The sequence below is a fragment of the Paenibacillus sp. FSL F4-0097 genome (assembly GCF_038593125.1).
Taxonomy (GTDB): Bacteria; Bacillota; Bacilli; order Paenibacillales; family Paenibacillaceae; genus Paenibacillus_AQ; species Paenibacillus_AQ odorifer.
On sequence record NZ_CP151965.1, the window covers coordinates 4,431,314 to 4,455,131 of the forward strand.

The 23,818-nt window shown below is 41.6% G+C and carries 22 protein-coding genes and 1 pseudogene; 5 read left to right on the top strand and 18 right to left on the bottom strand.

Annotation, left to right across the window (positions count from 1 at the left end; genetic code table 11):
• Nucleotides 1–2: 2 nt before the first annotated feature.
• Nucleotides 3–1,043 carry a phosphotransferase gene (locus MHH86_RS19905; RefSeq protein ID WP_342479394.1) on the bottom strand — a complete coding sequence of 347 codons (1,041 nt, stop codon included), beginning with the start codon at nucleotides 1,041–1,043 and terminating at the stop codon, nucleotides 3–5.
• Between the two features lie 165 nt (nucleotides 1,044–1,208).
• Here MHH86_RS19905 and MHH86_RS19910 point away from each other — a divergent pair, with 165 nt between their 5' ends.
• Complete coding sequence (locus MHH86_RS19910; RefSeq protein WP_341170852.1) at nucleotides 1,209–3,071, top strand: rhamnogalacturonan lyase; 1,863 nt, start codon at nucleotides 1,209–1,211, stop codon at nucleotides 3,069–3,071.
• A gap of 237 nt (nucleotides 3,072–3,308) precedes the next feature.
• On the opposite strand, the gene MHH86_RS19915 is transcribed toward MHH86_RS19910, so the two are convergent.
• The 7 genes from MHH86_RS19915 to MHH86_RS19945 all read right to left on the bottom strand — a co-directional run bounded on the left by MHH86_RS19915 (nucleotide 3,309) and on the right by MHH86_RS19945 (nucleotide 10,962).
• Nucleotides 3,309–4,073 carry an ABC transporter ATP-binding protein gene (locus MHH86_RS19915; RefSeq protein ID WP_076297673.1) on the bottom strand — a complete coding sequence of 255 codons (765 nt, stop codon included), beginning with the start codon at nucleotides 4,071–4,073 and terminating at the stop codon, nucleotides 3,309–3,311.
• A 14-nt stretch (nucleotides 4,074–4,087) separates the two neighbouring features.
• Nucleotides 4,088–6,427, bottom strand: a complete 2,340-nt coding sequence (locus MHH86_RS19920) for an ABC transporter permease (RefSeq protein ID WP_342479395.1) — start codon at nucleotides 6,425–6,427, stop codon at nucleotides 4,088–4,090.
• Nucleotides 6,428–6,461: 34 nt separating this feature from the next.
• Nucleotides 6,462–7,709: an MFS transporter gene (locus tag MHH86_RS19925; protein ID WP_179087075.1), complete on the bottom strand. Its 1,248-nt coding sequence runs from the start codon at nucleotides 7,707–7,709 to the stop codon at nucleotides 6,462–6,464.
• A gap of 42 nt (nucleotides 7,710–7,751) precedes the next feature.
• On the bottom strand, nucleotides 7,752–8,375 hold the full coding sequence (locus MHH86_RS19930; RefSeq protein WP_036688975.1) for a TetR/AcrR family transcriptional regulator: 624 nt from the start codon (nucleotides 8,373–8,375) through the stop codon (nucleotides 7,752–7,754).
• 664 nt (nucleotides 8,376–9,039) lie between these two features.
• Nucleotides 9,040–9,717 carry a DUF1266 domain-containing protein gene (locus tag MHH86_RS19935; RefSeq protein ID WP_176462644.1) on the bottom strand — a complete coding sequence of 226 codons (678 nt, stop codon included), beginning with the start codon at nucleotides 9,715–9,717 and terminating at the stop codon, nucleotides 9,040–9,042.
• Nucleotides 9,718–10,115: 398 nt separating this feature from the next.
• A complete protein-coding gene (locus MHH86_RS19940) occupies nucleotides 10,116–10,685 on the bottom strand; it encodes a hypothetical protein (RefSeq protein ID WP_342479396.1) in 570 nt (189 codons plus the stop codon).
• Between the two features lie 85 nt (nucleotides 10,686–10,770).
• Entirely contained in the window at nucleotides 10,771–10,962 is a 192-nt protein-coding gene (locus MHH86_RS19945) for a cysteine-rich CWC family protein (RefSeq protein ID WP_076141099.1), read from the bottom strand.
• 252 nt (nucleotides 10,963–11,214) lie between these two features.
• On the opposite strand from MHH86_RS19945, the gene MHH86_RS19950 reads away from it, so the two are divergent.
• Nucleotides 11,215–11,763, top strand: coding sequence for a MepB family protein (locus tag MHH86_RS19950; RefSeq protein WP_081388099.1), 549 nt, complete (start codon nucleotides 11,215–11,217; stop codon nucleotides 11,761–11,763).
• On the opposite strand, the gene MHH86_RS19955 is transcribed toward MHH86_RS19950, so the two are convergent.
• Nucleotides 11,733–12,263: a hypothetical protein gene (locus MHH86_RS19955; protein ID WP_076141079.1), complete on the bottom strand. Its 531-nt coding sequence runs from the start codon at nucleotides 12,261–12,263 to the stop codon at nucleotides 11,733–11,735. The genes MHH86_RS19950 and MHH86_RS19955 overlap by 31 nt on opposite strands.
• A 107-nt stretch (nucleotides 12,264–12,370) precedes the next feature.
• Between MHH86_RS19955 and MHH86_RS19960 the strand changes: the two genes are divergently transcribed.
• The gene (locus MHH86_RS19960) at nucleotides 12,371–12,979 is read left to right on the top strand and encodes an isoprenylcysteine carboxylmethyltransferase family protein (protein WP_076141080.1); all 609 of its coding nucleotides are present in this window, start codon (nucleotides 12,371–12,373) and stop codon (nucleotides 12,977–12,979) included.
• A gap of 129 nt (nucleotides 12,980–13,108) precedes the next feature.
• Nucleotides 13,109–14,377, top strand: coding sequence for an alkaline phosphatase (locus tag MHH86_RS19965; RefSeq protein ID WP_076141081.1), 1,269 nt, complete (start codon nucleotides 13,109–13,111; stop codon nucleotides 14,375–14,377).
• 69 nt (nucleotides 14,378–14,446) lie between these two features.
• On the opposite strand, the gene MHH86_RS19970 is transcribed toward MHH86_RS19965, so the two are convergent.
• Together MHH86_RS19970 and MHH86_RS19975 are read right to left on the bottom strand one after the other, a co-directional pair.
• Entirely contained in the window at nucleotides 14,447–14,653 is a 207-nt protein-coding gene (locus MHH86_RS19970) for a hypothetical protein (protein WP_076225074.1), read from the bottom strand.
• Nucleotides 14,654–14,721: 68 nt separating this feature from the next.
• Nucleotides 14,722–15,243, bottom strand: coding sequence for a PadR family transcriptional regulator (locus tag MHH86_RS19975; RefSeq protein WP_036688994.1), 522 nt, complete (start codon nucleotides 15,241–15,243; stop codon nucleotides 14,722–14,724).
• 181 nt (nucleotides 15,244–15,424) lie between these two features.
• Here MHH86_RS19975 and MHH86_RS19980 point away from each other — a divergent pair, with 181 nt between their 5' ends.
• Nucleotides 15,425–17,350 (top strand): FAD-dependent oxidoreductase, encoded by a 1,926-nt coding sequence (locus MHH86_RS19980; protein WP_076141084.1) that lies wholly within the window; start codon nucleotides 15,425–15,427, stop codon nucleotides 17,348–17,350.
• Nucleotides 17,351–17,747: 397 nt separating this feature from the next.
• Here MHH86_RS19980 and MHH86_RS19985 read toward each other — a convergent pair whose 3' ends face one another.
• The 7 genes and pseudogenes from MHH86_RS19985 to MHH86_RS20015 form a co-directional block, all read right to left on the bottom strand.
• Entirely contained in the window at nucleotides 17,748–18,842 is a 1,095-nt protein-coding gene (locus MHH86_RS19985; RefSeq protein WP_076141085.1) for a winged helix DNA-binding domain-containing protein, read from the bottom strand.
• Nucleotides 18,843–18,948: 106 nt separating this feature from the next.
• Nucleotides 18,949–19,920, bottom strand: a complete 972-nt coding sequence (locus tag MHH86_RS19990; protein WP_076225075.1) for a ring-cleaving dioxygenase — start codon at nucleotides 19,918–19,920, stop codon at nucleotides 18,949–18,951.
• Between the two features lie 87 nt (nucleotides 19,921–20,007).
• Nucleotides 20,008–20,475: a MarR family transcriptional regulator gene (locus tag MHH86_RS19995; RefSeq protein ID WP_076225076.1), complete on the bottom strand. Its 468-nt coding sequence runs from the start codon at nucleotides 20,473–20,475 to the stop codon at nucleotides 20,008–20,010.
• Between the two features lie 80 nt (nucleotides 20,476–20,555).
• Complete coding sequence (locus tag MHH86_RS20000; protein ID WP_076225077.1) at nucleotides 20,556–21,269, bottom strand: type II CAAX endopeptidase family protein; 714 nt, start codon at nucleotides 21,267–21,269, stop codon at nucleotides 20,556–20,558.
• Between the two features lie 98 nt (nucleotides 21,270–21,367).
• On the bottom strand, nucleotides 21,368–22,708 hold the full coding sequence (locus tag MHH86_RS20005) for a HAMP domain-containing sensor histidine kinase (protein ID WP_076141088.1): 1,341 nt from the start codon (nucleotides 22,706–22,708) through the stop codon (nucleotides 21,368–21,370).
• A gap of 1 nt (nucleotide 22,709) precedes the next feature.
• A complete protein-coding gene (locus MHH86_RS20010; protein WP_342479397.1) occupies nucleotides 22,710–23,405 on the bottom strand; it encodes a response regulator transcription factor in 696 nt (231 codons plus the stop codon).
• A 79-nt stretch (nucleotides 23,406–23,484) separates the two neighbouring features.
• A pseudogene (locus MHH86_RS20015) lies at nucleotides 23,485–23,808 on the bottom strand (phosphotransferase); the annotation flags it as partial.
• Between the last annotated feature and the right edge of the window lie 10 nt (nucleotides 23,809–23,818).

The window sequence follows — 23,818 nt, forward strand, 5'->3', positions numbered from 1 at the left end:
CCTCACCAAAGGTAGTGACGGTTATCTAAATCTCCCAACCATAATAAACATTGTGGAATAAAATCTGCATAGTTCTGTAATGCATTAATCGTACGGATTACCTCACAAGTACCCAGCTCCCGTTCTGCGTCATCCGAGCTCTCCAGTCCTAGCGAACGTCTGATATTGTAAGCTAACCATTCTAATTTTCCCAAAAAGCCATAGTTGAGCACAACCTGCCAATCCGCATAAATCTCTCCGCCATGCTCCAGATAGCTGTTAATCAAATTTGAGAATGCCTTTTTGCTTAAATCTCCCGATTCAGAACCTGACCAATATAAAGCTACATCTATCAGCTCTACTGTCGGATGAATAGGTCCTGCTGCTTCCCAATCGATTATTATCGGAACTTTCTGCTCATCCCACAAGACATTTTTGGGGTCTAAATCCCGATGGCTGATAACATAATGATTCGTCAATAGACTCGCTGAAGAATGAATCAATGCCTCCCAATTCTCTATCTTATGCAGGTGATCTGCCAGCAAGCTTGACCATTCTGCACGCTGCTGCTCTCCTTTGAGAGCAAGCTCTTTCCAATTGGCAACTGCAGCATTAGACGCTATAAGCGTTTCAAAGTGATGATCATCCGTTCCCTGTGAGAAATCGATGATGTGGAGCTGCGCAAGAATTGCCCCAATCTTTTTACAACAATCTAAATCTATTTCACCTAAAGGTAATGCCTTCCCCTGAACCCATGGAAACAATAAATAAAATTGCCCCTCAACCTCGTGCATACTACTGCCATTAGATACGATTGCCGGAACAGCATGGATCCCCTTTTGATAAGCCAGATTCGCAACCATTTCAGAAAAAATATAATTAGACATGGCTGTATCTCGTTGCATAATTTGAGGATTTAAGGCCTTTACTGCGTATTGCGCTTTATCCGTTTGCAGGCGATACATTCTGTGCAAGAGTCCACCTGTTATCGGTTCAGGTTCATTCATCAACAGACCCAGATTATATTTGGCACAAAGTGTTGCGAATTTTAAATTATAGCTCATATTTTCCATGTTATGTATTCCTTTCCGTGTGAGTGAAGCCGTACTCATATAAAATGGTTCAAGTAAATTTAAAACATATTTTTATCTTTATGAAATATTATGTACTGTTCACTATGACATCCTGTGTAACCCTCGTGAACCAAAAATGAAAAGGAGGCTTCGTTAATGAGTAAGCGGTTACATCAATCAGGGTATCTTGTAATCATTTGGTTTTTAGTCTTTACCTTAGGGACGGCAGCTTTTGGCTCTCTTTCCTCTGTGTCGGCAGCAGCTGCCCGGCAAGCGGAAAAGCTAAATCGGGGACTAGTAGCAGTAAAGGTATCCAGCGGTGTATTTGTGAGCTGGCGGCTACTCGGAACAGAAGAACTGTCGGTTTCTTTTAATTTATACCGCAATGGCACAAAAGTAAACGTTACCCCAATCACGGACAGCACAAATTATCAGGATAACGCCGGCACAGCTTCGTCTAGCTATACAGTTCGAGCAATCGTTGGCGGTATTGAGCAATCTGATTCCCCAGCAGCAAATGTATGGGCCAACAATTATTTGGACGTTCCAATTCAGATTCCGGCTGGCGGCACTACGCCAGATGGCGTAAGTTATACCTATAGTGCCAATGATGCCAGCGTAGGCGACTTAGACGGTGACGGGGAATATGAAATCGTGTTGAAGTGGGATCCTTCCAATTCCAAAGACAACTCGCAAAGTGGCTATACAGGCAACGTCTATCTGGATGCCTATAAGCTGAATGGAACTCGGCTATGGCGAATTGATCTGGGTAAAAATATTCGGGCTGGCGCACATTATACTCAATTTCTAGTCTATGATTTCAATGGTGATGGTAAAGCCGAAGTAGTCTGCAAAACAGCAGACGGTACGGTTGACGGAGTTGGCGTAACCATTGGAAACGCAAGTGCAGATTATCGCAATTCCAGTGGATATATCCTGACCGGACCTGAATATCTGAGTGTATTTTCCGGACAAACGGGGAAAGCCTTAAGCACAATTGATTATGTTCCTGCCAGAGGAACGGTATCCAGTTGGGGTGACAATTACGGCAATCGAGTAGACCGCTTTTTAGCAGGAGTAGCCTATCTGGATGGAGTACATCCAAGCATCATTATGGCACGTGGTTATTATACACGCACAGTCGTTGTAGCTTTTGACTGGAATGGCAGTGCTTTGACTCGTAAATGGACCTTTGATAGCAATAGCTCCACCAATGCTGGAACCGCCGGTCAAGGTAATCATAGCTTAGGTGTAGCCGATGTGGATAACGATGGTAAGGATGAGATCATTTATGGTGCCTTAACCATTGATAATAACGGTGCGACCTTATACAATACAGGGCTGGGTCATGGAGACGCGCTGCATGTAGGCGATTTAAATCCGAACCGCCCCGGTCTCGAAGTTTTTAAAGTCATGGAAAATACTAGTTCTCCCTATGGCGCTGCGGTATGGGATGCTGCAAACGGGACGGTCTTATGGGGTGTATACACGGGAAAAGATACCGGCCGGGGGATGGCTGCCGATATTGATCCCAATTATCCCGGGGAAGAGGTATGGGCTCACGGCGTTGGCCTATACTCCATTACAGGCACCAAAATAAGCAGCACAATGCCTTCTGTGAATTTTGGAATCTGGTGGGATGGCGACTTGTCCCGCGAACTGCTGGATGGTGTCAAGATTGATAAATGGAACCCTGCAAGCAACTCCGTTACCAATTTATTAACCGGAGCGAGCGTAGCATCCAACAATAGTACCAAAGCAACGCCAAGCCTACAGGCCGACCTGCTTGGAGACTGGCGCGAAGAGGCTATCTGGAGAAAGTCCGATAACTCGGCTCTACGAATCTATACAACTACGAACATCACCACTAATAAAATATATACCTTAATGCATGATCCAGTATATCGGTTGAGCATTGCCTGGCAGAATACAGCTTACAATCAACCTCCGCACACAGGATTTTTCCTAGGCAACGGTATGCCCACTGTGTTTAAACCCAATATCTACGTAGTGCCGTAAGCTTTCTAAAGAATTAGTAAGTGAATAAAAAAGCAATTGCAGTTATCCGGATGTGCCGGGGCAATTGCTTTTTTGTTCGGTTTATATCAGCAATGATCGAGGTGCGTTAATAGTTTTTTTAATTGTTTAATGCCTTCGCATTGAGTGGTTATTATTGCATATAAAATAGGTTTTAGTGCTGGGCAGATATTAAACTGTAAAACGTTGTTTGACATTCGTACAGCGCTAGATCCCCAATCAGAATCCCAGCTTTAATAGCCAGGCCGCAAGCTTCTCCTCCCGCCTTTTCAATTCACCATCTACGCGATTATATTTTCCAAGCCGTTGCTCAGCTGCAATGCTGCCATCTAGCATATATAAGACACGCTCAGCTTGAGCAGCGACTTTAGCATCATGTGTGGCGATTATAAGCGTTGTTCCTGATTGATTAATATCTGCTAATATGTCCATGATTTCACTAGCTGCTTTTGAGTTAAGCGCCCCGGTTGGCTCATCGCCAAACAATATATCTGGCTGATTAATGAGTGCTCTGCAGATTGCTGCTCTTTGCAATTGTCCTCCTGACACCTGTGTAATATCACGTTCAGCCAGCGTAGCAATTCCTGTTTTGTTCATTAACTCGGCTGCTCTTTTATTGATAGTTCTACGGCTGCTGGTTCTCGCCCGATAAGCAGACAGGATGATATTGTCGCGGATATTCAAGTTTTTTAACAGATGCATTTGCTGAAAAATAAAGCCCATATGCTTTAAGCGCAGTCCGGCTAATTCGTTCTCTGAAACTCCGCTGATCTCCTGCCCTTTAAAAACAACACTTCCCGCTGTCAACTTATCCATCCCGCTGATCGTATACAGCAATGTTGATTTTCCTGAACCAGAAGGTCCCATGACAGCTATGAATTCCCCCTGTGACACCTGAAGCTGAACATCCTTTAATATCGACTGCGGAGTTCCTTGCCCTGTTGAATAACTTTTTTTTAACCCCTTCGTCTCTAATATGAACATTCTGTCACCTCCTATCATTCGACAATTAGTTTGGCTATACTGGATTTTCTCATTGAAGTCGTGCTTGTTACGGTGGTGAGCGCTACAATCAGCATGAAAAGTATAGGAAGAATAAGATAGGCTACCGCCGGATTGACTACAAACTGTATCTTAGAAGCACCCATAAAAGAGCCTAGCATTTGAGCAATTTTTTGCCCGAGAGTGTTAGCCGCAAAAGTACCAAGAATGACGCCCAGCCCTGATATTAACAGCATCCTTACCAGGTATTGCCTACGAATATCTCCTAACGTAAAGCCAACACTTCTCAAAATAGCGGTTTGCGAAGAATCCTTGGCAAGCAGCATTTTCAAAAATAAAGAGGTAATCAATACCGAAATCGAAAACGCGATAACGATGGATAAGCCTGTAACCAGCTTCAATTGGCGAATTGTATTTCCTAATGTCTGAGCTAAATAGCTTTGCAGATGAGTGATTTTTGCTGGATAAAATAATTTGGTGTACTGATCCATTTTTGCCTGGACGGAAATTCCCGGGTTCACATCCAAAGCTACGACATACCAGAGAACCGTCTTCGGGTCATATGGCAATTGCGCTTTTGCAGTTCGGCCACCATTAGTTATATCCTGATAGATCCCGCTAACGGTCAATTTTTTTGCCACCCCAGCAACCTCTAAATGAACGATATCTCCCACCTTTTTATTCAGTTCCTTGGCGTTCAGGTCAGAAAGAGCGATCTCACTTGCACTGCTAGGAGTTCCTCCATTAACATACGAGAGCGGAAAAATAGTAAAGTCACCGGTTTCAACATTTAGCGATTCCCATACACCATCACTACCTAATACCTTAAATCTAGAAGTAATCAGTGGAGATAATTTAGAGATGTCCGGGTCATTTTCAAGCTTGGTTATCATCTCATTAAAACGCTTCTCTATTTGGTTCGATTGCTGTAAATCTATACGAATATCGCTCTGACCGACGCCCATATAAGAAACAAACCGGGGAGACTGAAGGGTATTCAATATATTCACTGGCACTAGAACGATAAACAAACTGATCACAAATACGAAGAACAATAATCCGTACATGGTGAAGCGCCCGTAAACATCTTTTACCCCGAGAAAAGCATTCACGTTAACAAATTTACACTTACTAAGTGAAAATCTGCTTGTGTTAATCCTTGCTTCACCCCTTGTACCTGACCGTAAAGCTTCTACAACCGTAATGCGAATAAAGCGTCTAAGAATCATCCGGCAAAAGAATACAACAACTCCAAAGATCAAACCTACCGCCAGGACAGGAACAAAATATTGAAGGATACTGGCAGGAGCAACGCCCAAATACAAAGTAATATTGGCTGTAAACAAACGCACCACACCTAAAGATAGTAAATATCCACATACAGAGGCGACGGCTGCCATCACGATATATTTTGCTAAATAAATGCTGCGAATATCTTGCTGCGTGATCCCAATCGCTTTCATGACACCTATCTCTCTGTAATCCTCTTCCAAGGTAGCGATCATCGTAAATCTGAGACATAAAATAGCAATCAGCATCAGCAGAACACTTACCAAAATAATAACAACTGCGATAATCCCATCCGTCAGTGCATTCAGCGTTTTAAATAAAGGATAGTCAATAGAGGGGCCTTTATTGGGCAGATTTGAGGATTGATACTCATTGCGGAAATCATTGAGCTTGGATAGATCCGTAAGCTGAAATTCAATCAGGTATTCAGGTTCACCCAGCTTCTGTCTCAGCGCTATGAAGTCAGCAGTATTTACGACAAATCGTTTGGAGCTGACCATGGCTGGATTCATTTGGACATCCCTTACAAAATCAGTAATCACAAACTTTTTATCGAACTGTTCACCTAGAATGCTAACTACGTCGCCGATTTTCAAATTCTTTTGCTTCATATAATAAATGGGGACAGCGATTTCTCCTGCCGATACCTCAATCACCTTGTTCTCTAAATTCAGCAGCAAATCAAACGAAGGATTCTGCTCTACAAAGCCGATATCCATCACGCTGTTTGCTTCCGAGCCTTGGTTACTGCCTAGATAAACGTTAGATCCATCCAAGTTAAGCATCTCTACGGTTTGTTGATCTTTCACCAGTGGATTAGTAGTTGTAAAGCTCTCGATTGCTGAGCTGTCGATTTGTCCTGCGTGCATCTGCACGAAATGAGGGGCTTTGGATTTAATCAATAGCTGATTCAAGGACCCCGACAATTCTATAATCACTTGCGACGCTGAAGCAACAAGCAAAGCCGATAACATGATAAACACAAATAATCCGAAGGTAATGATTTTATTGCGTTGAAGGTCTCTTTTTACAATTCGTAGCAGCATTGACGGGCCTTCTCCTCTCTAATACGGAATTCAATTATTCATGTTCAAGGTAGCGAATTGATTTCATTCTGGGGATCACAAATGCCATAATAATGATGAGCAAACCAGAGATGATAAATAATAAGCCGATTCCCCGTCCTTCCCCTGTGCCTATCACCTTGCCTACTGATGAAGCAAGCAGACCTCCCTCTCGTAAAAGAGGATTAAACACTTGATCAGCCAATATGCCAGCAAAAGCATACGCAGCCACATAACCAAGTTGTGATAAAATGCCAATGATCCCCCATGCCCGCCCCTGTGTGTCATTTGGGATATGGTTGCGAATCATAACGTCAGCACTGGTATTAACAAAAGGCAACGTTGCAAAAAATAAAAAGCCAGCAGCTGTAATGAAAGCAACATTCGTGGTCAGACCCACCAATGAATAAAACAGTCCGGCGAATCCTAGGCCGAGCGCTAATACTTTAATATATTTACGATCGATGCTAAAAACTCCAATAATCAGACTGCCGAGCAACATCCCTATAGCACTTACAGACAATACCGTGCCTAGAGTTTTCGTATCCGTAAAGGGTAGAAGCATAGGCGTATATAAGGTTTGGAGAAAACCCACATAAATAGTAACGACAGACAAAATGATCGTAAGCTGCAGTACACCTTTCGTGTAAATAAGAGCATCCCAGCCCTCCTTCAAATCTTTTACAAACGACTGATTCGTTGGGACTCTGTGTTCAGTCTGTAGATTCCTGCGAACAGCCATCACTGCAAGAACTGTAACTAGAAAGGTTGAGATATCTATAAGCAGGATAGTTTTTATATCCATAAAGCTAAGCAAAATCCCGGCAAGGATAGGGGAAAGAAGATATTTTGAGGACGCAGCAAGCTGAACTAAACCACTGGCCTTGGCAAATTGCTTCTCTGTTAATAAATCTGTAATGGTAGCCTTGTAGGCAGGTTCAAGCAAGGATACAAAAATCGAACTAAACGTCACGCCTAGACAAATCTGCCATAAATGAGGTTCACCCAGCAGCATGATGATGAGAACATATACTAGTCCAAAAGCAGATAACAAATCCCCTGCTATCATCATCAATCGACGATCAAACCGATCCGCTAACACGCCGCCAAAAGGACTAAGCACAATGGAAGGGAGAAAAGCACATAAGGTTAAAAGTGCCACGCTAGAGGCAGTCTGCGTCATCTGGAACACATAAACCCCTAAGGTGAAAGCCGTCAACCCGCTGCCAATACTGGATATCCACTCCCCCATCCAAATGATCATAAAATTTCCGAAGGATTTGTTGTTCAGAATATTCCCTCTCCCCTACTCAAACATTTGAAACACATAGTCGAAGCTACCTTTCTCCGCCCCTAGCGTAATTTCCATCGTATAGATAAAAGCTCTTATCTTCTGGATGATTTCCTCAGGCTGCCACTTGAATATACCTTCATCAAAAAGAAATTGAGAGGTGATCAATAGAAATTCCATCGTCTCCCGGGGATACGGATTGTGAAACAGTCCCTCCTCTATGCCCTGCTCAATGACCTCCGTCAAAACAGGAGTTAGCCGCAAAATGGTTTCCACCAAGCTTTTCTGGTGCAGCTGTGCATTATCAGCCTGATGGAACTGCTCAATCATTTGGCTTTTTCTGTCCGTATCCGGCTTTTGCGCCATAATGATTTGCAGCAGCTTTTCTTGAACGGTCAGCTTAGGATCTGCAGCAATTTGCTTAGCAGCTGCTACACCAGCATCAATAAATCGCAGCACAACAGCATCCATGACCTCTTCCTTCGATTTAAAATAATAGTAAAAGGTTCCCTTCGCAATACCTATAGCCTGCAAGACATCATTCACTGTCGTTTTGGTATACCCTTTCGTAAAAAACAGCATTTCTGCTGTATCCAATATTTCATTTCTACGTTCTTCCGCTTCTTTGGAAATTCTCATCTGCAACGTCCTCCATTCTATCGACCGACCGACCGTCGGTCTATTCCAATTATATACAAATATCAGATCCTGTCAAGATTAATCCGGCATCACAAAAAGAGAGAATTCCAAAAGCTATGTTATAGCAGCTGGAACTCCCTCTTTTTTGGATAAACTGTTGGGTTTTACTGTTGAGTTTTAGTCTTACTATTTTCTGTTTAGTCAAATTGTTTACTGTTGGATTTTACTGTTAGGTTTTACTGTTGGGTCTTACTGCTGGGTTTTACTGTTGGGTCTTACTGCTGGGTTTTACTGTTGGGTCTTACTGCTGCGTTTTACTTTTAGCTTGCTCTTTGATCTGATCCGTTGAACGAAACCTTTGCTCGTGTTGTAACACTAAACTTCGTTTGCTTATATCACATTTACACTTACGACATAATAGCCTATCGGTCACAGCTGACCTTATATGCTGCATTATCCCCCATTTGGAATCCTAACGGACCGCATAGCCACTATTAACATGAAAAACACCACAAAAGACCCCTTCCTCAAGGAATAGCTGCACTGGAGTCCGAAAACCGGCTCAAAGGGCTATAAATTTGCAAATAGCGTCCTTTGGGTCCTTAAGCAACACGGGATAGATATTCTATAGGTATTCAATAGGTATTAATTACCTAAGTACGGACTAAGTGGCTTCCGGCTGCAGATTTTGCCCCCAAACGGCTTCCCTGTATAGAATGCTGCTATTTCGCATGAGCTTCTGCAATCCCGTCTCAAATAGATTATCTAATCCGCCGGAATGTACTAATGAAAATTTGCTGCCCAAGGAATAGGCTATATAATAATCCGCCCAACTGCTATAACGTTCTTGTAGCTGCCTTGCTGCTTCTATTTTGTATTCCCAGGCTTCTTCCTTCTTCAAATAATCCTCAACATAACCAATCCGGCTCAGATAAATTACCCAAGCTAACCCAAAAGCAGAAATGTCACCAGAAGGCAACTGATGTATTCCTTGTGCAACAACCTTCAGATTAACAAAATCCTCATGATCCTTATGTGCCTCAAGATATTTACTGCGTGAGGTTTCGGAAAGTGTGGCTAATCGAGCATGTAAAGATCTATATTCTGCACGGTTGCCATCCTCTAGAAGCCAGCGAATCTGGCGATGAAAGGAGTTAGCATCCTCGATATTCCATCTTTCACAAGCATTTTTGATTAATCCTCTTTTGAAGAAGACATTACTGAAATCAAACTCATAAACCACATAGTATCTCCCTAAGAGACCACGTATGCAGGTAGAGGAAAGACAGCGGAAATACATTTCCAATCGTTTTCTTTGCTTAACATTGTATTCCTTCAGCATATAGAGCCTCCTGATATTAGTTCGAGAATAGGTATGCTGTTTTGCAAATGTTCCTGATTTTCCATAGAATAATAAGAATGAACACCGCATTGACAAGCGGGGGAAGCTCAGAAACTGAAAAATAACATATGGTATATACCAAAATATAGAACCAGCTTAATTTCAGGAAAACCAATAGATAGAATAATATAGGCCCTATAATGTTCTTTCCAATGGTTACTAGCGAAGAGATACGAAGACGTTGTGGATACAGTTTTTTGTTGTTCAACATGGACTTATTCGCAAGGTAACGAAAATGAATGAACTCGTCCTTTTTAGGCTCATTAGTAATGGCTAATGGGATACCTTCATTTTTTGGCGGAGGATATTTTTCTGTACATCATCTATAAAAAACAGTCTCATTCGTTCTCTGGACGTCCTAACATCTGATCTATCTTCTCTTTTGCACCTTCCCATGAGGTCAATAATGGAAAAGCATATTGTTCACGGGCCCGCAAATTCCATGGATGCGGAATACAAAGCACTTTTCTTCCCCCCTGCAATGCCGGAACCAGGTTATGCACCCCGTCATCGATCAATAGATCGTAGTTAATAAGATTTTTTCGCTTACAGGTAAAGAAATTTTCAATCGGAATAAACGGCATATGCTTCTGCAACCAGTTCCATTTTTCCACCACCGACTGGGGTTGGGCTGCCGTAACAATAATTACATCATAAGCGTTATGCAGTTTCTCCATTTCTCCTACGACATGTTCGTCAAACAGTTCAAGCTCTTCATACAGACCGGGCCGCCCATAGAAAATCTCTTGTGTACAATCCGGATGACGTAAATGATCCGTATTCCAATCAAGCATTTCCTCATACCGTAGCAGATGCGTGGGAAAATCATTATTATTATGGTATATGGCTCGCTTCACTAGATGGCAAATTGTATCATCCATATCTACTGCAATTATTGGCTTCCTCATCTGCGCCTCCATTATTTTTTTAGATTACACTTTAATTATATACAATGAAATTACGGTTTTCGTCGAGAATTAATTAATATCCCGGTTAATGTTTATTAAATGCTTCTACGCATTTTTGGCAGATACAAGCTTTCCCTCTCAGTTCTTCCGGGATCTGTTCCTGCAATTCGAGTGGAATTTCTGTATGGAAACACCAACAGTCACCGCTTTCAGCGCCACAACGATTCAATTCTTTACATAAAGGACAATGGCGTTCTTCAACCAGTATGTTCATCATATCCAAAATTTCTACTCCCCCAAAAATCACAAACTATTTTTCTTTGGAAAACCATATTAATAAAAAAATCCAACAAATGACAATACGTCAGTAAGTAAAACAAACAACTCCCCGAATAGGTTTCCGCCATAACCACTTCTGAAGATCCCTAGTTTAGTATAAGCCCAATTTCTCTATTATTCCTAGACTTGTGAACTCGGTTCACTTGCATTAAGATAGTGAACATTACGAACTCAAATGGGAGAATAACAGATGAATGATAAGAAGATGAGCTTTTTAGATACCCTACATAGTGACTTACTTGCTACCATGGAAGAAGTATATAATCCTTGCAGGTTTGATTGCTCCGAACCAATTCTTGAATCGCAAAATGCGGAATACGGAGCATATATCTTTACCTTAAATGCGCTGGCCATTAGATTCCGGGTGGCTAAAATCACACCCACTAAAGTCGGGCAATTTGTGACACTATGGGAGCGAATTGGAGATCATCCCATCCAACCCTATGACATCTCAGATCCTGCTGATCTCTTCGTTATAAGTACACGAAATGGGAATCACTTTGGCCAATTTATTTTCCCAAAAGCTGTCCTAGGAGAACATGATATTCTATCTGCTAAAGGTGAAGGTGGAAAAAGAGCTTTTCGAGTCTACCCGCCTTGGGACAATCCCACGAGTCGCCAAGCTCAAAAAACGCAAACATGGCAGTCGGAATATTTCTTGGATATCCCTGCAAATAAACCCATAGACTACCTTCGTGCGCAAGCACTTTACGGTTTACCTGTAAATCTTACGGTCTGACCTATCTCCTCCACATGTTCCTTATCGCCCTGCAAAATAAAATAATAGTATACATCATCTCCTATTTTCACTGCTTCGGGATATTTAATTATAAGCGCCGCTTGATGATTCCATTCCTCTCCTTGGTCAGTAGAAGGCATTATCAACTTTGCCTTCTCTTCCTCTTTTAACCCCTCTAATGTCAGTTCAGTGATTTGCGGATGGGAGCCATATGGTTTCAGCTGATGGGAGGCAATGATTTCAGCTACTTCATTTATTGATTGTCCCTCTCCAGACATAGCGGATAATTGAAAAAAACCATCCTCCCCCTGACCCTTCTCATCATCTGCTGAATCGACGACCCATTCCGTTGGATACTTCAAAGAGACTCCATAAGCATTGGAAGTAAAGGTTGCAAGCCCAGTTTGCGTAAGCAGCATACCGATTACAGTACCTGCAAGTGCAATAACCACGATAACCAACACCCAAAGCCACCGTTTTTTGTATACATTTGTTTTCACGATATCCCCCTAAATCAATAATTAGTTGACATGTACAATATTAGGAAATAAGATATAAACAAACATATGAGCAGTCATTCATATGTATTGGTAAGGAGGAAATCATAATGAGCGATCTTAAAAATATCCTATCTCTACTTCTTTTCTGCATCTTCCTAATTTCTTATCTATTAAAGCTCCTTATACTTTACAAGAAAAACCACATTAAAGGAAACGTTCTGGCTAAAGGCTCTAAACTATCTAAGATCCATTATATCGAGCTATTGGTAAAAACCTCTACTTTTTTATGGGGCGCAGCATGGTTTGTTTTTTCCGTAGCAGAGTCCTTTATGGTTACACTTGTAGGCAAACCGTTTGATATTCCTGTAATTCACTTTAGCGGTGTTGGTGTAGCTGCCCTCGGATGTTTTATTTTCATTCAAGCTATGATTGCTATGCGCACTTCATGGAGAGTTGGGATTGATAAGACTACTGTAACCAAACTCATCACACACGGTATTTATAAATATAGTAGAAACGCTGCATTTGTCGGGTTTGATCTCATGTTTCTGGGATTGTATCTGATGTACCCCAATCTGTTAACACTCCTAATATTCATTCTTAACATTGCCGCGATTCATTTACTAATTCTTCAAGAAGAGCAACATTTAAAGTCCGTATTCAGAGATGAATATATCCAATATTCCAATAATACACCTAGATATTTTCTATTTTAAAATCTTTTATCACAGCTCGGATAATTTATATTCGCTTTATCATTTTTACATTTTTTACAAGACAAGAAAACATTCTCTTAATGTAACTACTATAATATGAGACTGTAAACATACATTAGGAGGGAAATTATGAAATCACCGAAAAAGAATGGCGTCAAAACAGCAATTGTAGCGACAGCGGCAACGGCTTTTTTTGTATCCAGCATAGTCACTACTCATGCACCTAATCAAGCAGACGCAGCATCTTCGAACACAAGAAATGTAATTCTGTTTATTGGAGACGGAATGGGTGCTGCTCAGCGTGATGCCATCCGGCTTGCCACCGTAGGTGAAAAAGGAAATCTAGCAATGGATTCGATGCCATACGTTGGATTAATTCATACAAGCTCCACTGTCCCTGTTACAGATTCGGCTGCTTCTGCTTCAGCCTATGCCAGCGGTGTGAAAACTTATAATGGAGCTATCGGAATGGATGCCGATAAAAAAAGTGTTAAAACCATTATGGAATATGCTAAAGATGCCGGAAAATCAACAGGTGTCGTTACTACTAGTCAGATTACAGACGCGACTGGCGCCGCATTTGGTGCTCACGTCGAAGACCGCTCAAAGCAAAGTGATATCGCCCTCCAGCTTCTGACTAAGAGCAAGGTTGATGTTCTGCTTGGTGGGGGTGAGGATTTCTGGTACCCTGCAGGCAATCCCGGGAAATTCCCAGATGAACCCGCTGAAGATCCTTCAGAGAAAAGCAAAGGAACACAAGGTAACCTTGTTGATAAAGCTAAACAATTGGGCTACACCTATGTAACGAACAAAGCGGATATGCAAAAAGCTAAAGACGGCAAGCTACTGGGAATATTCGCAAACGAGGAAATGTTCCAGCAAAATCCTGAGGGTGAAGGGGATATTTATAATCCGGTGGTATCGCTGCCCGAGATGACTAAGAAAGCTATAGATACGCTAGCAACAAATAAAAAGGGATTTTTCCTTATGGTGGAAGAAGAAGGCACTGACGAATTTGCACACCAAAACAACGCTAAAATGACGATTAAATCAGGTCAAGAACTGGACAAATCCGTGCAAGTAGCCAAAGACTTCGCCAAAAAGAATCCAGATACACTGGTTCTAGTTCTTGCCGACCATGAGACCGGCGGATTTTCTATTGAAGCAGTTGACGCAGATGATGAGTCCGGTGACGGCATATCCAAAGAAGACGGCCCATTCGCCATCGCCAATTCCAAACACAATTTTGTAGTGGACTGGACGACCTCAGGCCATACTGCGGTTGATATTCCAATCACAGCTATGGGCAAAAATGCACAATTATTTACTGGAATCTACGAAAACACCGAAGTATTCACCAAGCTTATGCAAGCATCAGGTTTTAAAGCCAAAAAATAAAGGCGAACAATAAAAGACTAGCCAAATTAAGGAGGATGCCCCCTGCTCTCTATTGAGCAGGGGGCATCCTCACTTCTGATTACCTCGGTTGATATTAGCATCAATTAAAGCATTTTTGTGATTGTTATCTTTTTCTTCTTCTTCTTCAACTGTTACAACTACGCTTTTCAAAAATAACGGACTGTTATTAGTAATCATCAAATTATACTCATTATCGTTTTCTACTTTTGTATCATACTTAACCATTTCTTCACAGTCATAAGCTTGACTCTCCAATCTTATATTCTATTGTACCTCCTCATATTTTAAAAAATGATTGGTTCATAGGGTGCTAAACTGTTTCCTTATGCTTCTAATTTACGTGACAGCTCCTTAATTAACTCGATCTCTCGTAAAACCATACTTCGGGTGTAAAAATAGAGCTCCTCAGAGTAATCCATATCCTCACTATTGCCTACTACTTTGGATAACTGCTGTAAATGGTCCAGCTTTTCGTTCATATAAGTCTCTCTGTAATCAAGCAATCTTCTACGTGTCTCCTGATCCAAAAGCTCATAATAAGCAAGACGAATAGACCATTCATTATCAATTCTAATAGTCTCCAGCGTAAATTCTGTTAAGCAGGTGTTAAACCGCTCCTCACCCTCAGTAGTTATAGAATATACATAACGTTTAGGCCGGCGTTCCTGAATTTCCGTTTTTTTGATTACCCATTTTCGCTTTTCAAATAATTTCAGCTTTGGATAAAGCGAGTTATTGTTTACGATTTTATCATTGCCCATTACAAAAATAATGTTTTTTTTAATTTCATAACCATGTTTGGCCCCTTTCATTAATTGGGCCAGAATCAAAACTTCAATATCCATAATCATCCTCCGGGCTTCCGGAATACGTATCCGGTTCATCATTTTCTTATATTACCTCAATTACTACAATCCTGCCAAATCACTCGTGATTTTTTGCACATACTTTCACCCTACCCTTTCGCTAATATAGGTTAAAATAACCTATTTATTTTTAACCTATATGTAGAGAGGAAGTTATCATATGGAATTCACACATTTATTTAGCAAGGGCACAATCGGAAATATGGAGCTTAAGAACCGGGTCATTTTACCAGCGATGGGCACGAAAATGAATGCGCCGGGTGGATACGTCAGTGATCGTCTGATTGATTACCATGTAGCACGAGCTAAAGGCGGCAACGGCTTAAATACTGTAGAAGTAACAACTATTCACCCAACGGCGGCCTCCGATGATGCTCCTGCCCTTTATGATGATAAATTTATTCCAGGTATGGCTCAATTAGCATTAGCTATTCGAGAGGCAGGAGGCAAAAGCTGTCTACAGTTATGGCATGGAGGTAAAGTAACTCCCAACCTAATTCAGGTCTCCTCTTCACCTGTTCCATTTGAAGGCGTAAGTCATATACCACGTGAACTTGCGCATCATGAAGTCGGCGAGATGGTTCAAGCTTACGCAGATACAGCCTCACGTGCGAAGAAAGCCGGATTTGACAGCGTGGAATTCCATGCCGGCCATGGTTATTTGCCCCAACAATTTCTAAGTCCTGCAATGAATTTTCGTCAGGATGAATACGGCGGTTCTTGGGAGAATCGTTGCCGCTTCCCGTTGGCTTGTATCCGCGCTATCCGGGAAGCGGTTGGACCTGGGTTCCCTATCTTGATGAGAATTTCTGCAATTGAGGATCTACCGGGCGGACTTACGCTGGAAGATATGAAGCTCTTCTCGAAGCTCGCTGAAGAAGCTGGAATTGATGCTATTAATGTATCTCGTGGGGTCCCTGCTGGCGCTGCAATTAAATATGAAGTTCCGCCAATCGATTTACCTGTGGGCTTCAATGTAGATAACGCAGCGCAAATTAAATCTGTGGTTAACATCCCTGTTATTGCCGTAGGCCGTATTAATGATCCAGCAATTGCAGACCGGATAATCGCGGAGGGTTTGGCTGATTTTGTAGCCATTGGGCGTGCGCAGCTGGCTGATCCGGAATTCTGCAATAAAGCTTTAGCCGGACGTGCAGACACCATCGTTAAATGTGTGGGTTGCGACCAAGGCTGCTTCGATGGATTCGTGAATCCTAATGTGCCATTTATCAGCTGTGTGTTTAATCCTGCAACCGGCCGTGAAAGTGAATATGAATTGCAGCAAACGAATATCCCCAAGAAAATACTTATTGCTGGTGGTGGCCCTGGTGGATTAGAAGCAGCTGTCACACTGAAACGACGTGGGCATCATCCAATATTATGCGAAAAAAATGACATTCTAGGCGGACAGCTTTATATTGCCGGCGCCGCACCACGTAAAGAGGAAATGGCTGCAGCCGCTCTGCATATGGGAGAAACCGCTAAACGTGAAGGTGTAGACATTCGATTGAATACAGAGGTTACACCTGAATTAATCCAAGAAATTGGTCCAGATGAGGTCATTCTTGCAATCGGATCTTCTCCTATTATTCCGCCTGTGGAAGGCGTCGACAGTTCACATGTGGTCAATTCACATGATGTGTTGTGGGGAACGGTTCATCCAGAAGGAAGAGTCGTTATTATCGGTGGCGGTTTAGTGGGGCTTGAGGTCGCAGAGCTGCTTGTAGAACGCGGACATCAAATCACTGTAGTTGAAATGCAAGCCGATGTTGCTAATGATCTAGGACTTTTGCGTAAAATCTGTGTCATGGAAAGTCTATATGGACATGGCGTTGAATTAATAACCAACAGCAAATGTATGGCGATTCAAGGGGATAGCGTAATTGTTGAAAAAGACGGCGAATCTCACAGCCTACCTGCTGATTATGTAGTAATCGCCGTAGGTTCACGCGCCCTCAACAAACAACCTCTTCAGGATTTCTTGGAGGAAAGCTCCATCCCTTATCATATAATTGGCGATGCGGTGCAAGCGCGTAGAGCGCTTAATGCGATTTGGGAAGGCGCTGAATTAGCTAGACGAATCTAATTAAGCTAGCTATAAGATTTATGAAATAAACCCGGCAGGTCGCCCTGCCGGGTTATTTTTTACTCAGAGTGCATTCGTGAGCGGTTATCCGGTAATCGGTATCCATTCAACCATTCACCATTCGCCCATTATGCCGTTCTGTCTTTCGGACTCAGGAGGCGCTATTGAGCTAAAAGTAGTCTTTTTACGAATCTATCGGACCCAGATGCCGCTATTCCGCAAAAACAGGGGGCAAAAGTGGTGCTGCGACGGGAATAACTGCATTGGAGTCCGAAAAGCTCAGCAAATCAGCATTTAGGAGCTAATAAGTGCACTGGTGTCCGTTAGCGTTAAAGGTGCGCACAAAAGTATGGTAAGAAAGATGAAAACGGTGAGAATGATGAGAATAGTGAAATACTCATGTCAATGAACCACTCACATTCATTTTGAGTATCGGCAGCCCGATAAATGCCGCATATCGCTCTGCTTCTTTAAGTACCAACTTTTCCGTATCGCCCAGCTCGGCAAAAGGATGGATCACAATCTCGATCCCCTTGGTCTTTAGAGTTCTTTTCCATGTACCCACAACCTGACCCTCCACAACAATCGTTGGAAGAAAAACACCATTATTCCCCGGAACTATCAAAGGAGCAACGTCGGGCTCTAGAACGGCACTTCGGTCTTTATAACCAAGAATGTACTCATCAAAACCCGGAAGCAGATGAACGCCCGAGTCCTCAGCAGTTGGCTCTAGCCGATGAGCAGACATCCAATACTCACTGCCATCAATAACCTCTGATTGCAGTTGACTTTTGGCCGCTTCCAGTCCTCGTCTGGCATCTGTAAGGGTTATGCCTGCCCACCAAGCAAAATCTTGAACAGTTGCTAAACCATGTCCAGTGAAATATCTCCGAGCGAGTTCATACAATGACTCTTCGTAAGTAAGATCGCGAAAATGAGGCACCCATTCCTCTAGCAAAACAATCGTTTGCTGCTTACCATTCATCGGCCCGAAACAAATCAGCCCTTGGTACGCAACATTCCACAACATATGGTAACCACGCTGGTTCCCTGTGTGAATACCTTCTTCTTCTATTAGCTGAAGTAAAAGAGCACGATCTAGCTGCTTTCCACCTTGTAAAGCATTAACTATAATATGTCTACAACGTTCTAGTGTCTGATCATCTAGCCCAAGCTCTGCATTTCGTCGCTTTGTTTGTCCCGTTAAACGCGGCACAGATAGCTGATGCATCCACTTTACATCTTCCGGTGGGACAAAATGAAGCGTACCACGCAGCGTCCAATTCAGAATCATCTTGCGATCAACGATAGCACACTCTATATCAGCTAAATTCGAAGATGGAGTACGTAATCCGATCGCCCACATCGCCTGCATGTAATCCTGCGCCTGTATTGCCCCTAATTCTTTAACGACCTGTTCGGGCTTGATTAGCTTGGAATCAACGATCTTCTGATTATATAAACGCTGAGCAGCTATCATTTTATTCGTCACACTTTACCTCCTTAAGTGAACCTTATCAAACCATCGTCTAACCTTATAGGAATGATTTTAATATAATTTTTTCCAATCTCATAGTTTTTCTTATTTCTTAGCTATATTATTGGATAGGATGAAGTTTCGATTCAATCTCTTCCCGGCGTTCTTCCAGAAAAGAAGGTAAGGTCAAATTCTCGCCCAGCGCATCAAAAGATTCATCAATCTCAAACCCTGGACCATCTGTAGCAAGCTCAAAAAGAATATGGTTCGGATCACGGAAATACAAAGAATGGAAGTAATAACGATCAATGACCCCTGTGTTCTTGAACCCTGCAGCTGTGATTTTAGCAGCCCATGCGGTTAACTCTTCCAGATCCTTCACTCTTATAGCCACATGATGAATACTGCCTTTTCCCGGTCTTTCCCGGTCTTGATCATTAACTTCTTTGAGCTGAAGTTCAGTGTACAAGCCGCCTTTAGCTGTTTCATAAATATCCACCATTACCTTCGGGTCACCCATGGATGGCACTCTACGAACTTGTGTATAGCCTAAAATATCCTCCAAAACAGCCTTTGTACGGCTAGCCTCACGGACAGTCAATTCAACGGGACCCAAACCAACAATGGCATATTGTGGTGGAATATCATCAGTAATCCAAGGTTCTACCAGTTGAGTCACATTATCTTTTTCTGCGGACACCAGATGAACCGTTAATTCATCACTATCCTGAAAAGTAAGCGAATTGCGCTCCTCTATACTTACGATAGCTTCATGAGCGATTTCAAATGTATCTAATCTGTTAGCCCAATATACTAAGGCCTCATCGCTAGGAACGAGAAGAGAGATTGCAGAAATGCTGTTCGTTCCTTTCCGGGTCTGGCCTGCATTTGGCATTTCAAAAAAGGATACCTCGGTGCCTGGAGCGCCATTAGGGTTGCCATAGAATAAATGGTACATGGTTGGATCGTCCTGATTTACGGTTTTTTTGACAAGTCTTAGTCCCAGAACTTTTGTATAAAACCATAGGTTTTGTTTAGCGTCTTTAGTAATCATTGATACATGATGTTGTCCGGTTATTTGTTGTTGGCTCATTTTAATTTCCTCCTAATATGATTATGGTTTACTAGTAAACTGATGCTGAAAAAAGGAAGCTTTATTCAGAATAAAGCTTTAGCGCAACTACTGAGCTCCTCGTGGAATTCGATTCTCATTTTGGCTATGGCGGTGAATCTTCTTAAGCATGCTGTAAAATACCTTTTTCTCCTCGTCCGTCAGTGGATCGAATAACGAAGCTTGGAAATCCGATTGCAAAGGAAGAACTTTCTCGATAAGCGCCTGGCCCTTTTCAGTTAAAGAAATATACTTCACCTTCCAATCCTGCTTACGCTCAATCCATCCTTCTTTTTCTAATCTGCCAAGCATATGTGATACTCCACCTTTAGTAATGGTTAAATGCTCTGCAATATCCATCTGTGTCACAGGCTGATGTAATAGTATTTGTACTAACGCATCAAACTGGCTAACCGTTAAATCAAACTGCTTCAAGAACTCATTGGAAAGATCGTTACTATTGTCATAAACTCTTACCAGCCGCAGCCAGATCAACAAGCTTAGTTTGTTGTCTTCAGTGAATCCATTGTTTCGCATTATGCCACATCCATTGCTTTGGAATTGGATCTATTTGATTATCAGTTTACTAGTAATCTGATGTGGAGTCAAGTTTCGTATTAACTTAAGAAATAGAGAAGCACAGATAAACCATTACTAAACATGTGTGCACCTATTGGCACTAATATATTTTTTCTTTTCTCATATAGGTAGGCAAAGATTAATCCAGCAGTCATATAGGAGAAGATATTCCACATTTCGTTATAGTTACCCTGAAAAACCACGGCTCTATAGACATGCTGGAAGCCAAATAAAAAGGAAGATATCAGATAAGCCAGAAGACGACTTTTCCTGCGGATCGTTCTGTAAATGGTTGCCCGATACACTAATTCTTCAATCACGGGACCAATCCATACCACATTCACTGTAAAAATAAATGGATACGAAGACAACATTGCCCGTAAATCCACCTCATTAACAGACTTTGTAATGGGATGAAAGATGGAAATTAGTGTGGGAATCAACATACTTCCGATGATAATAATCAAACAAAGTCCCCAAACGATCCATACCATATTACGCACCCAGTGTTGTCTGAAATCATGAACAGCTTGTTTATAGAACCCTCTAATACCTATAATCACTCCTATGTAGATCAGACCATTCAACAGTAAGGCCATTCGATTTTGTTGTTCTGGCTGCCAAATAAAAACATGGTTAAGAATCTCCATAACCGGCCGGATCAAGAGAATGGAGAACAAGCCTAAAAAGTACATTACTGCTAATATAACGCCCATGATCAATTGCCATTTACTTAATTTCTCATCAATCATTATAATCTAATCCCCCATGTAAAATTGTTAATAGACTGAATATCAACCATTTTAGCATTAGGAAATTTCATACGACTTAATGTAATCTTACATAGACCTTAAATTTGCCGGTTCAGCTCAATTATAATTTCAAACTGGTTATCTTGCGTATTCAGCTGAACAGTCCCTCCATGAGCAGCTATTATTTTTTGAACAATGAGTAGCCCTAATCCAGAACCTGCCGGGTTCAAGGCTGATGGTTCGCCGTAATTAATAAAAGTAAGCTTGGCTCCATCATTCACCTTTTCCAGCACAACTTGAAACGTAGAACCTTGCTCCTGATAAGCGATGGCATTATAAAGCAGGTTTGAGAATACTCGATTCATTCTTTTTTTATCAAACTGTAGAATTATTTCTTCTGGCTCGATTACAAAATCAGGGATCAGACCCGCAGCCTCAAGCTCGGGCAACATATGTATCATTTCTTCTCTCAAGTATTCTGAGAAATCATCTGGTGTAACATCCAAGCGGAATTCGGGACTTTCCATTCTCGATAATTCAAACAAATCCTGAATTAATACATTGGCACGGATACTATTTTCGTATATTATTTTGGCAAATTCCAAATGTTCTATCCGACCGCTCACCTGTTCTTTTAGTTCAAGCTCTGCGTAACCCATAATACTTGTTAATGGATTTTTTAAATCATGGGATATATCTAATATTAGATTTTTTCGATTGTTTTCACTCTGTTCTTTTAACGAGGTCTGGATCTGAATCACTTCTGCCATATGATTAAAAGCCTGCTCCAGTTGACTAAACTCCCGATTCCCGCCTACCTGCACTCTTGCTGAATAATCCCCATTCTTAACTTTTTCAACAGCAGCGGACAACTGGTCTAAGGGTTTAATGAAACTAACCGCCGTAATTCTCGCATAAATCATCGTGCTTAGAATCAGAATCAACAAATAACCTAACCCAATAAACCCAAGCATTCGAAGGGTATGATCCTGCATAGGTGAATCTGAATTCCAATGGAAACTGCCTGTCATTTTCACTTGTATAGGTAAAGAGACGATCAGCCAAAATTGTTCCTGCTCATTATATTCAACAGTGATCATATTTTTGTTAGCGCCAGTATTCATTAGAAAATCCGTAAATTCTTTGACACTAATCTGCTCGGACGTAAATGGATTGTTGCCAATGGAGTCTATGACTTCGTAATTGGAATTCACAACCTGTAAACTGCCCCCGACATCATTAATAACACTAGTGTCAATTCTTTGATAGTCATTTTGCATAAGCTTAGCAGCCGTTAACTGATTATAAATAATATCTTTAGATCCCAGCCTGTTCATGCAAAATAAAGCAACAATCACCAATATCGTTATAACCGTTGTTATAAGAAAGATCGCGATATAGTTTTTTAACAATTGATAGGATATATTTTGTTTTCTCATCTTATTTACCTGGGTTGTAGAATTTGTAACCTAGTCCACGCACTGTAACGATATATTCGGGATGGTGTGGGTCCCGTTCGATCTTATTCCTTAGACGGCTGATGGTAACCATTATCGTATTATTATCACTATAGAAATCCTCTTCCCACGCCGCTGCATATAACTTTTTGGGCGTAAAAATTTGATTAGGACTCTGCATCAGACATTGTAATACCTTATATTCCTTGGCATTTAAAAGAACCGGACTTTCATTTATGTACAACATACATTCCTTTAAATTCAGCTTCAATTCTCTATGTTGGATTGTTTCTTCAGTTATCGATTGGCTAAGATCGTATATATTTCTTCGTCTCAGCTGCGCCTCAACCCTAGCCACAAGCTCTGAAGCACTAAATGGCCTCACCATATAATCGTCCGCTCCAAGACCTAAACCAACAACCTTATCAATTTCTTCACCGCGGGCAGTTAACAAGATAACCGGAATATGGCTTTTCTCTCTTATCTGTCGCAACAGATTAAGCCCATCAAGCTTGGGCATTACAATATCCAGAATGGCAAGATTTATTTCATGTTGATTAACAACCTCTAAAGCCTCAATGCCATCCTTGGCTTCGAATACTCGATAGGATCGATCTTCTAAATGTATTTTCACTAGTTTTCTTATATCAGTTTCATCTTCAGCAATCAGTATATTCATCGCTCAATTCCCCTAACTAATCTCAAATAGCTGAGTCTTTTCACTCAGTATAACTTGCCAAATACCACTTCGGTATAAAAAGCCTAAAGAATAGCTCTGGAACATCATGATTAAAATACCCATGGATTCGGCCCGATGCGAACTCTGGACTCGTTAGTGCACACCAAGAAATGCGATTAAATTCCTCCCAAGGATCACCATAATCAAATCTATTAAGATCAATAATTCCAAGTTCCCTCGACTTCGTAATGATCATATTCCCTACATGATAGTCGCCGTGTTGAAAAGTCTGCGGCCGCCCCTCCAATAAGTAACGATTCGCCTCCACAAACTCAATGACCTGCTCTGCTCCCTTTAGAACAATGCCGAATGTTTGATATTTCGTGATGTACTTATCGATCTTCCACCCCAAA

Excerpts from the sequence above, each read along its gene's own strand:
- MHH86_RS19925 (WP_179087075.1), bottom strand. The coding sequence starts at position 7,709 with ATGATCATTTGGATGGGGGAGTGGATATCCAGTATTGGCAGCGGGTTG.
- MHH86_RS20005 (WP_076141088.1), bottom strand. The coding sequence starts at position 22,708 with ATGAGAAAACAAAATATATCCTATCAATTGTTAAAAAACTATATCGCG.
- MHH86_RS19990 (WP_076225075.1), bottom strand. The coding sequence starts at position 19,920 with ATGAGCCAACAACAAATAACCGGACAACATCATGTATCAATGATTACT.
- MHH86_RS19945 (WP_076141099.1), bottom strand. The coding sequence starts at position 10,962 with ATGATGAACATACTGGTTGAAGAACGCCATTGTCCTTTATGTAAAGAA.
- MHH86_RS19910 (WP_341170852.1), top strand. The coding sequence starts at position 1,209 with ATGAGTAAGCGGTTACATCAATCAGGGTATCTTGTAATCATTTGGTTT.
- MHH86_RS19980 (WP_076141084.1), top strand. The coding sequence starts at position 15,425 with ATGGAATTCACACATTTATTTAGCAAGGGCACAATCGGAAATATGGAG.
- MHH86_RS19940 (WP_342479396.1), bottom strand. The coding sequence starts at position 10,685 with ATGAGGAAGCCAATAATTGCAGTAGATATGGATGATACAATTTGCCAT.
- MHH86_RS19935 (WP_176462644.1), bottom strand. The coding sequence starts at position 9,717 with ATGCTGAAGGAATACAATGTTAAGCAAAGAAAACGATTGGAAATGTAT.
- MHH86_RS19930 (WP_036688975.1), bottom strand. The coding sequence starts at position 8,375 with ATGAGAATTTCCAAAGAAGCGGAAGAACGTAGAAATGAAATATTGGAT.
- MHH86_RS20010 (WP_342479397.1), bottom strand. The coding sequence starts at position 23,405 with ATGAATATACTGATTGCTGAAGATGAAACTGATATAAGAAAACTAGTG.
- MHH86_RS19950 (WP_081388099.1), top strand. The coding sequence starts at position 11,215 with ATGAATGATAAGAAGATGAGCTTTTTAGATACCCTACATAGTGACTTA.
- MHH86_RS19920 (WP_342479395.1), bottom strand. The coding sequence starts at position 6,427 with ATGCTGCTACGAATTGTAAAAAGAGACCTTCAACGCAATAAAATCATT.
- MHH86_RS19960 (WP_076141080.1), top strand. The coding sequence starts at position 12,371 with ATGAGCGATCTTAAAAATATCCTATCTCTACTTCTTTTCTGCATCTTC.
- MHH86_RS19995 (WP_076225076.1), bottom strand. The coding sequence starts at position 20,475 with ATGCGAAACAATGGATTCACTGAAGACAACAAACTAAGCTTGTTGATC.
- MHH86_RS19905 (WP_342479394.1), bottom strand. The coding sequence starts at position 1,043 with ATGAGCTATAATTTAAAATTCGCAACACTTTGTGCCAAATATAATCTG.
- MHH86_RS20000 (WP_076225077.1), bottom strand. The coding sequence starts at position 21,269 with ATGATTGATGAGAAATTAAGTAAATGGCAATTGATCATGGGCGTTATA.
- MHH86_RS19965 (WP_076141081.1), top strand. The coding sequence starts at position 13,109 with ATGAAATCACCGAAAAAGAATGGCGTCAAAACAGCAATTGTAGCGACA.
- MHH86_RS19975 (WP_036688994.1), bottom strand. The coding sequence starts at position 15,243 with ATGGATATTGAAGTTTTGATTCTGGCCCAATTAATGAAAGGGGCCAAA.
- MHH86_RS19915 (WP_076297673.1), bottom strand. The coding sequence starts at position 4,073 with ATGTTCATATTAGAGACGAAGGGGTTAAAAAAAAGTTATTCAACAGGG.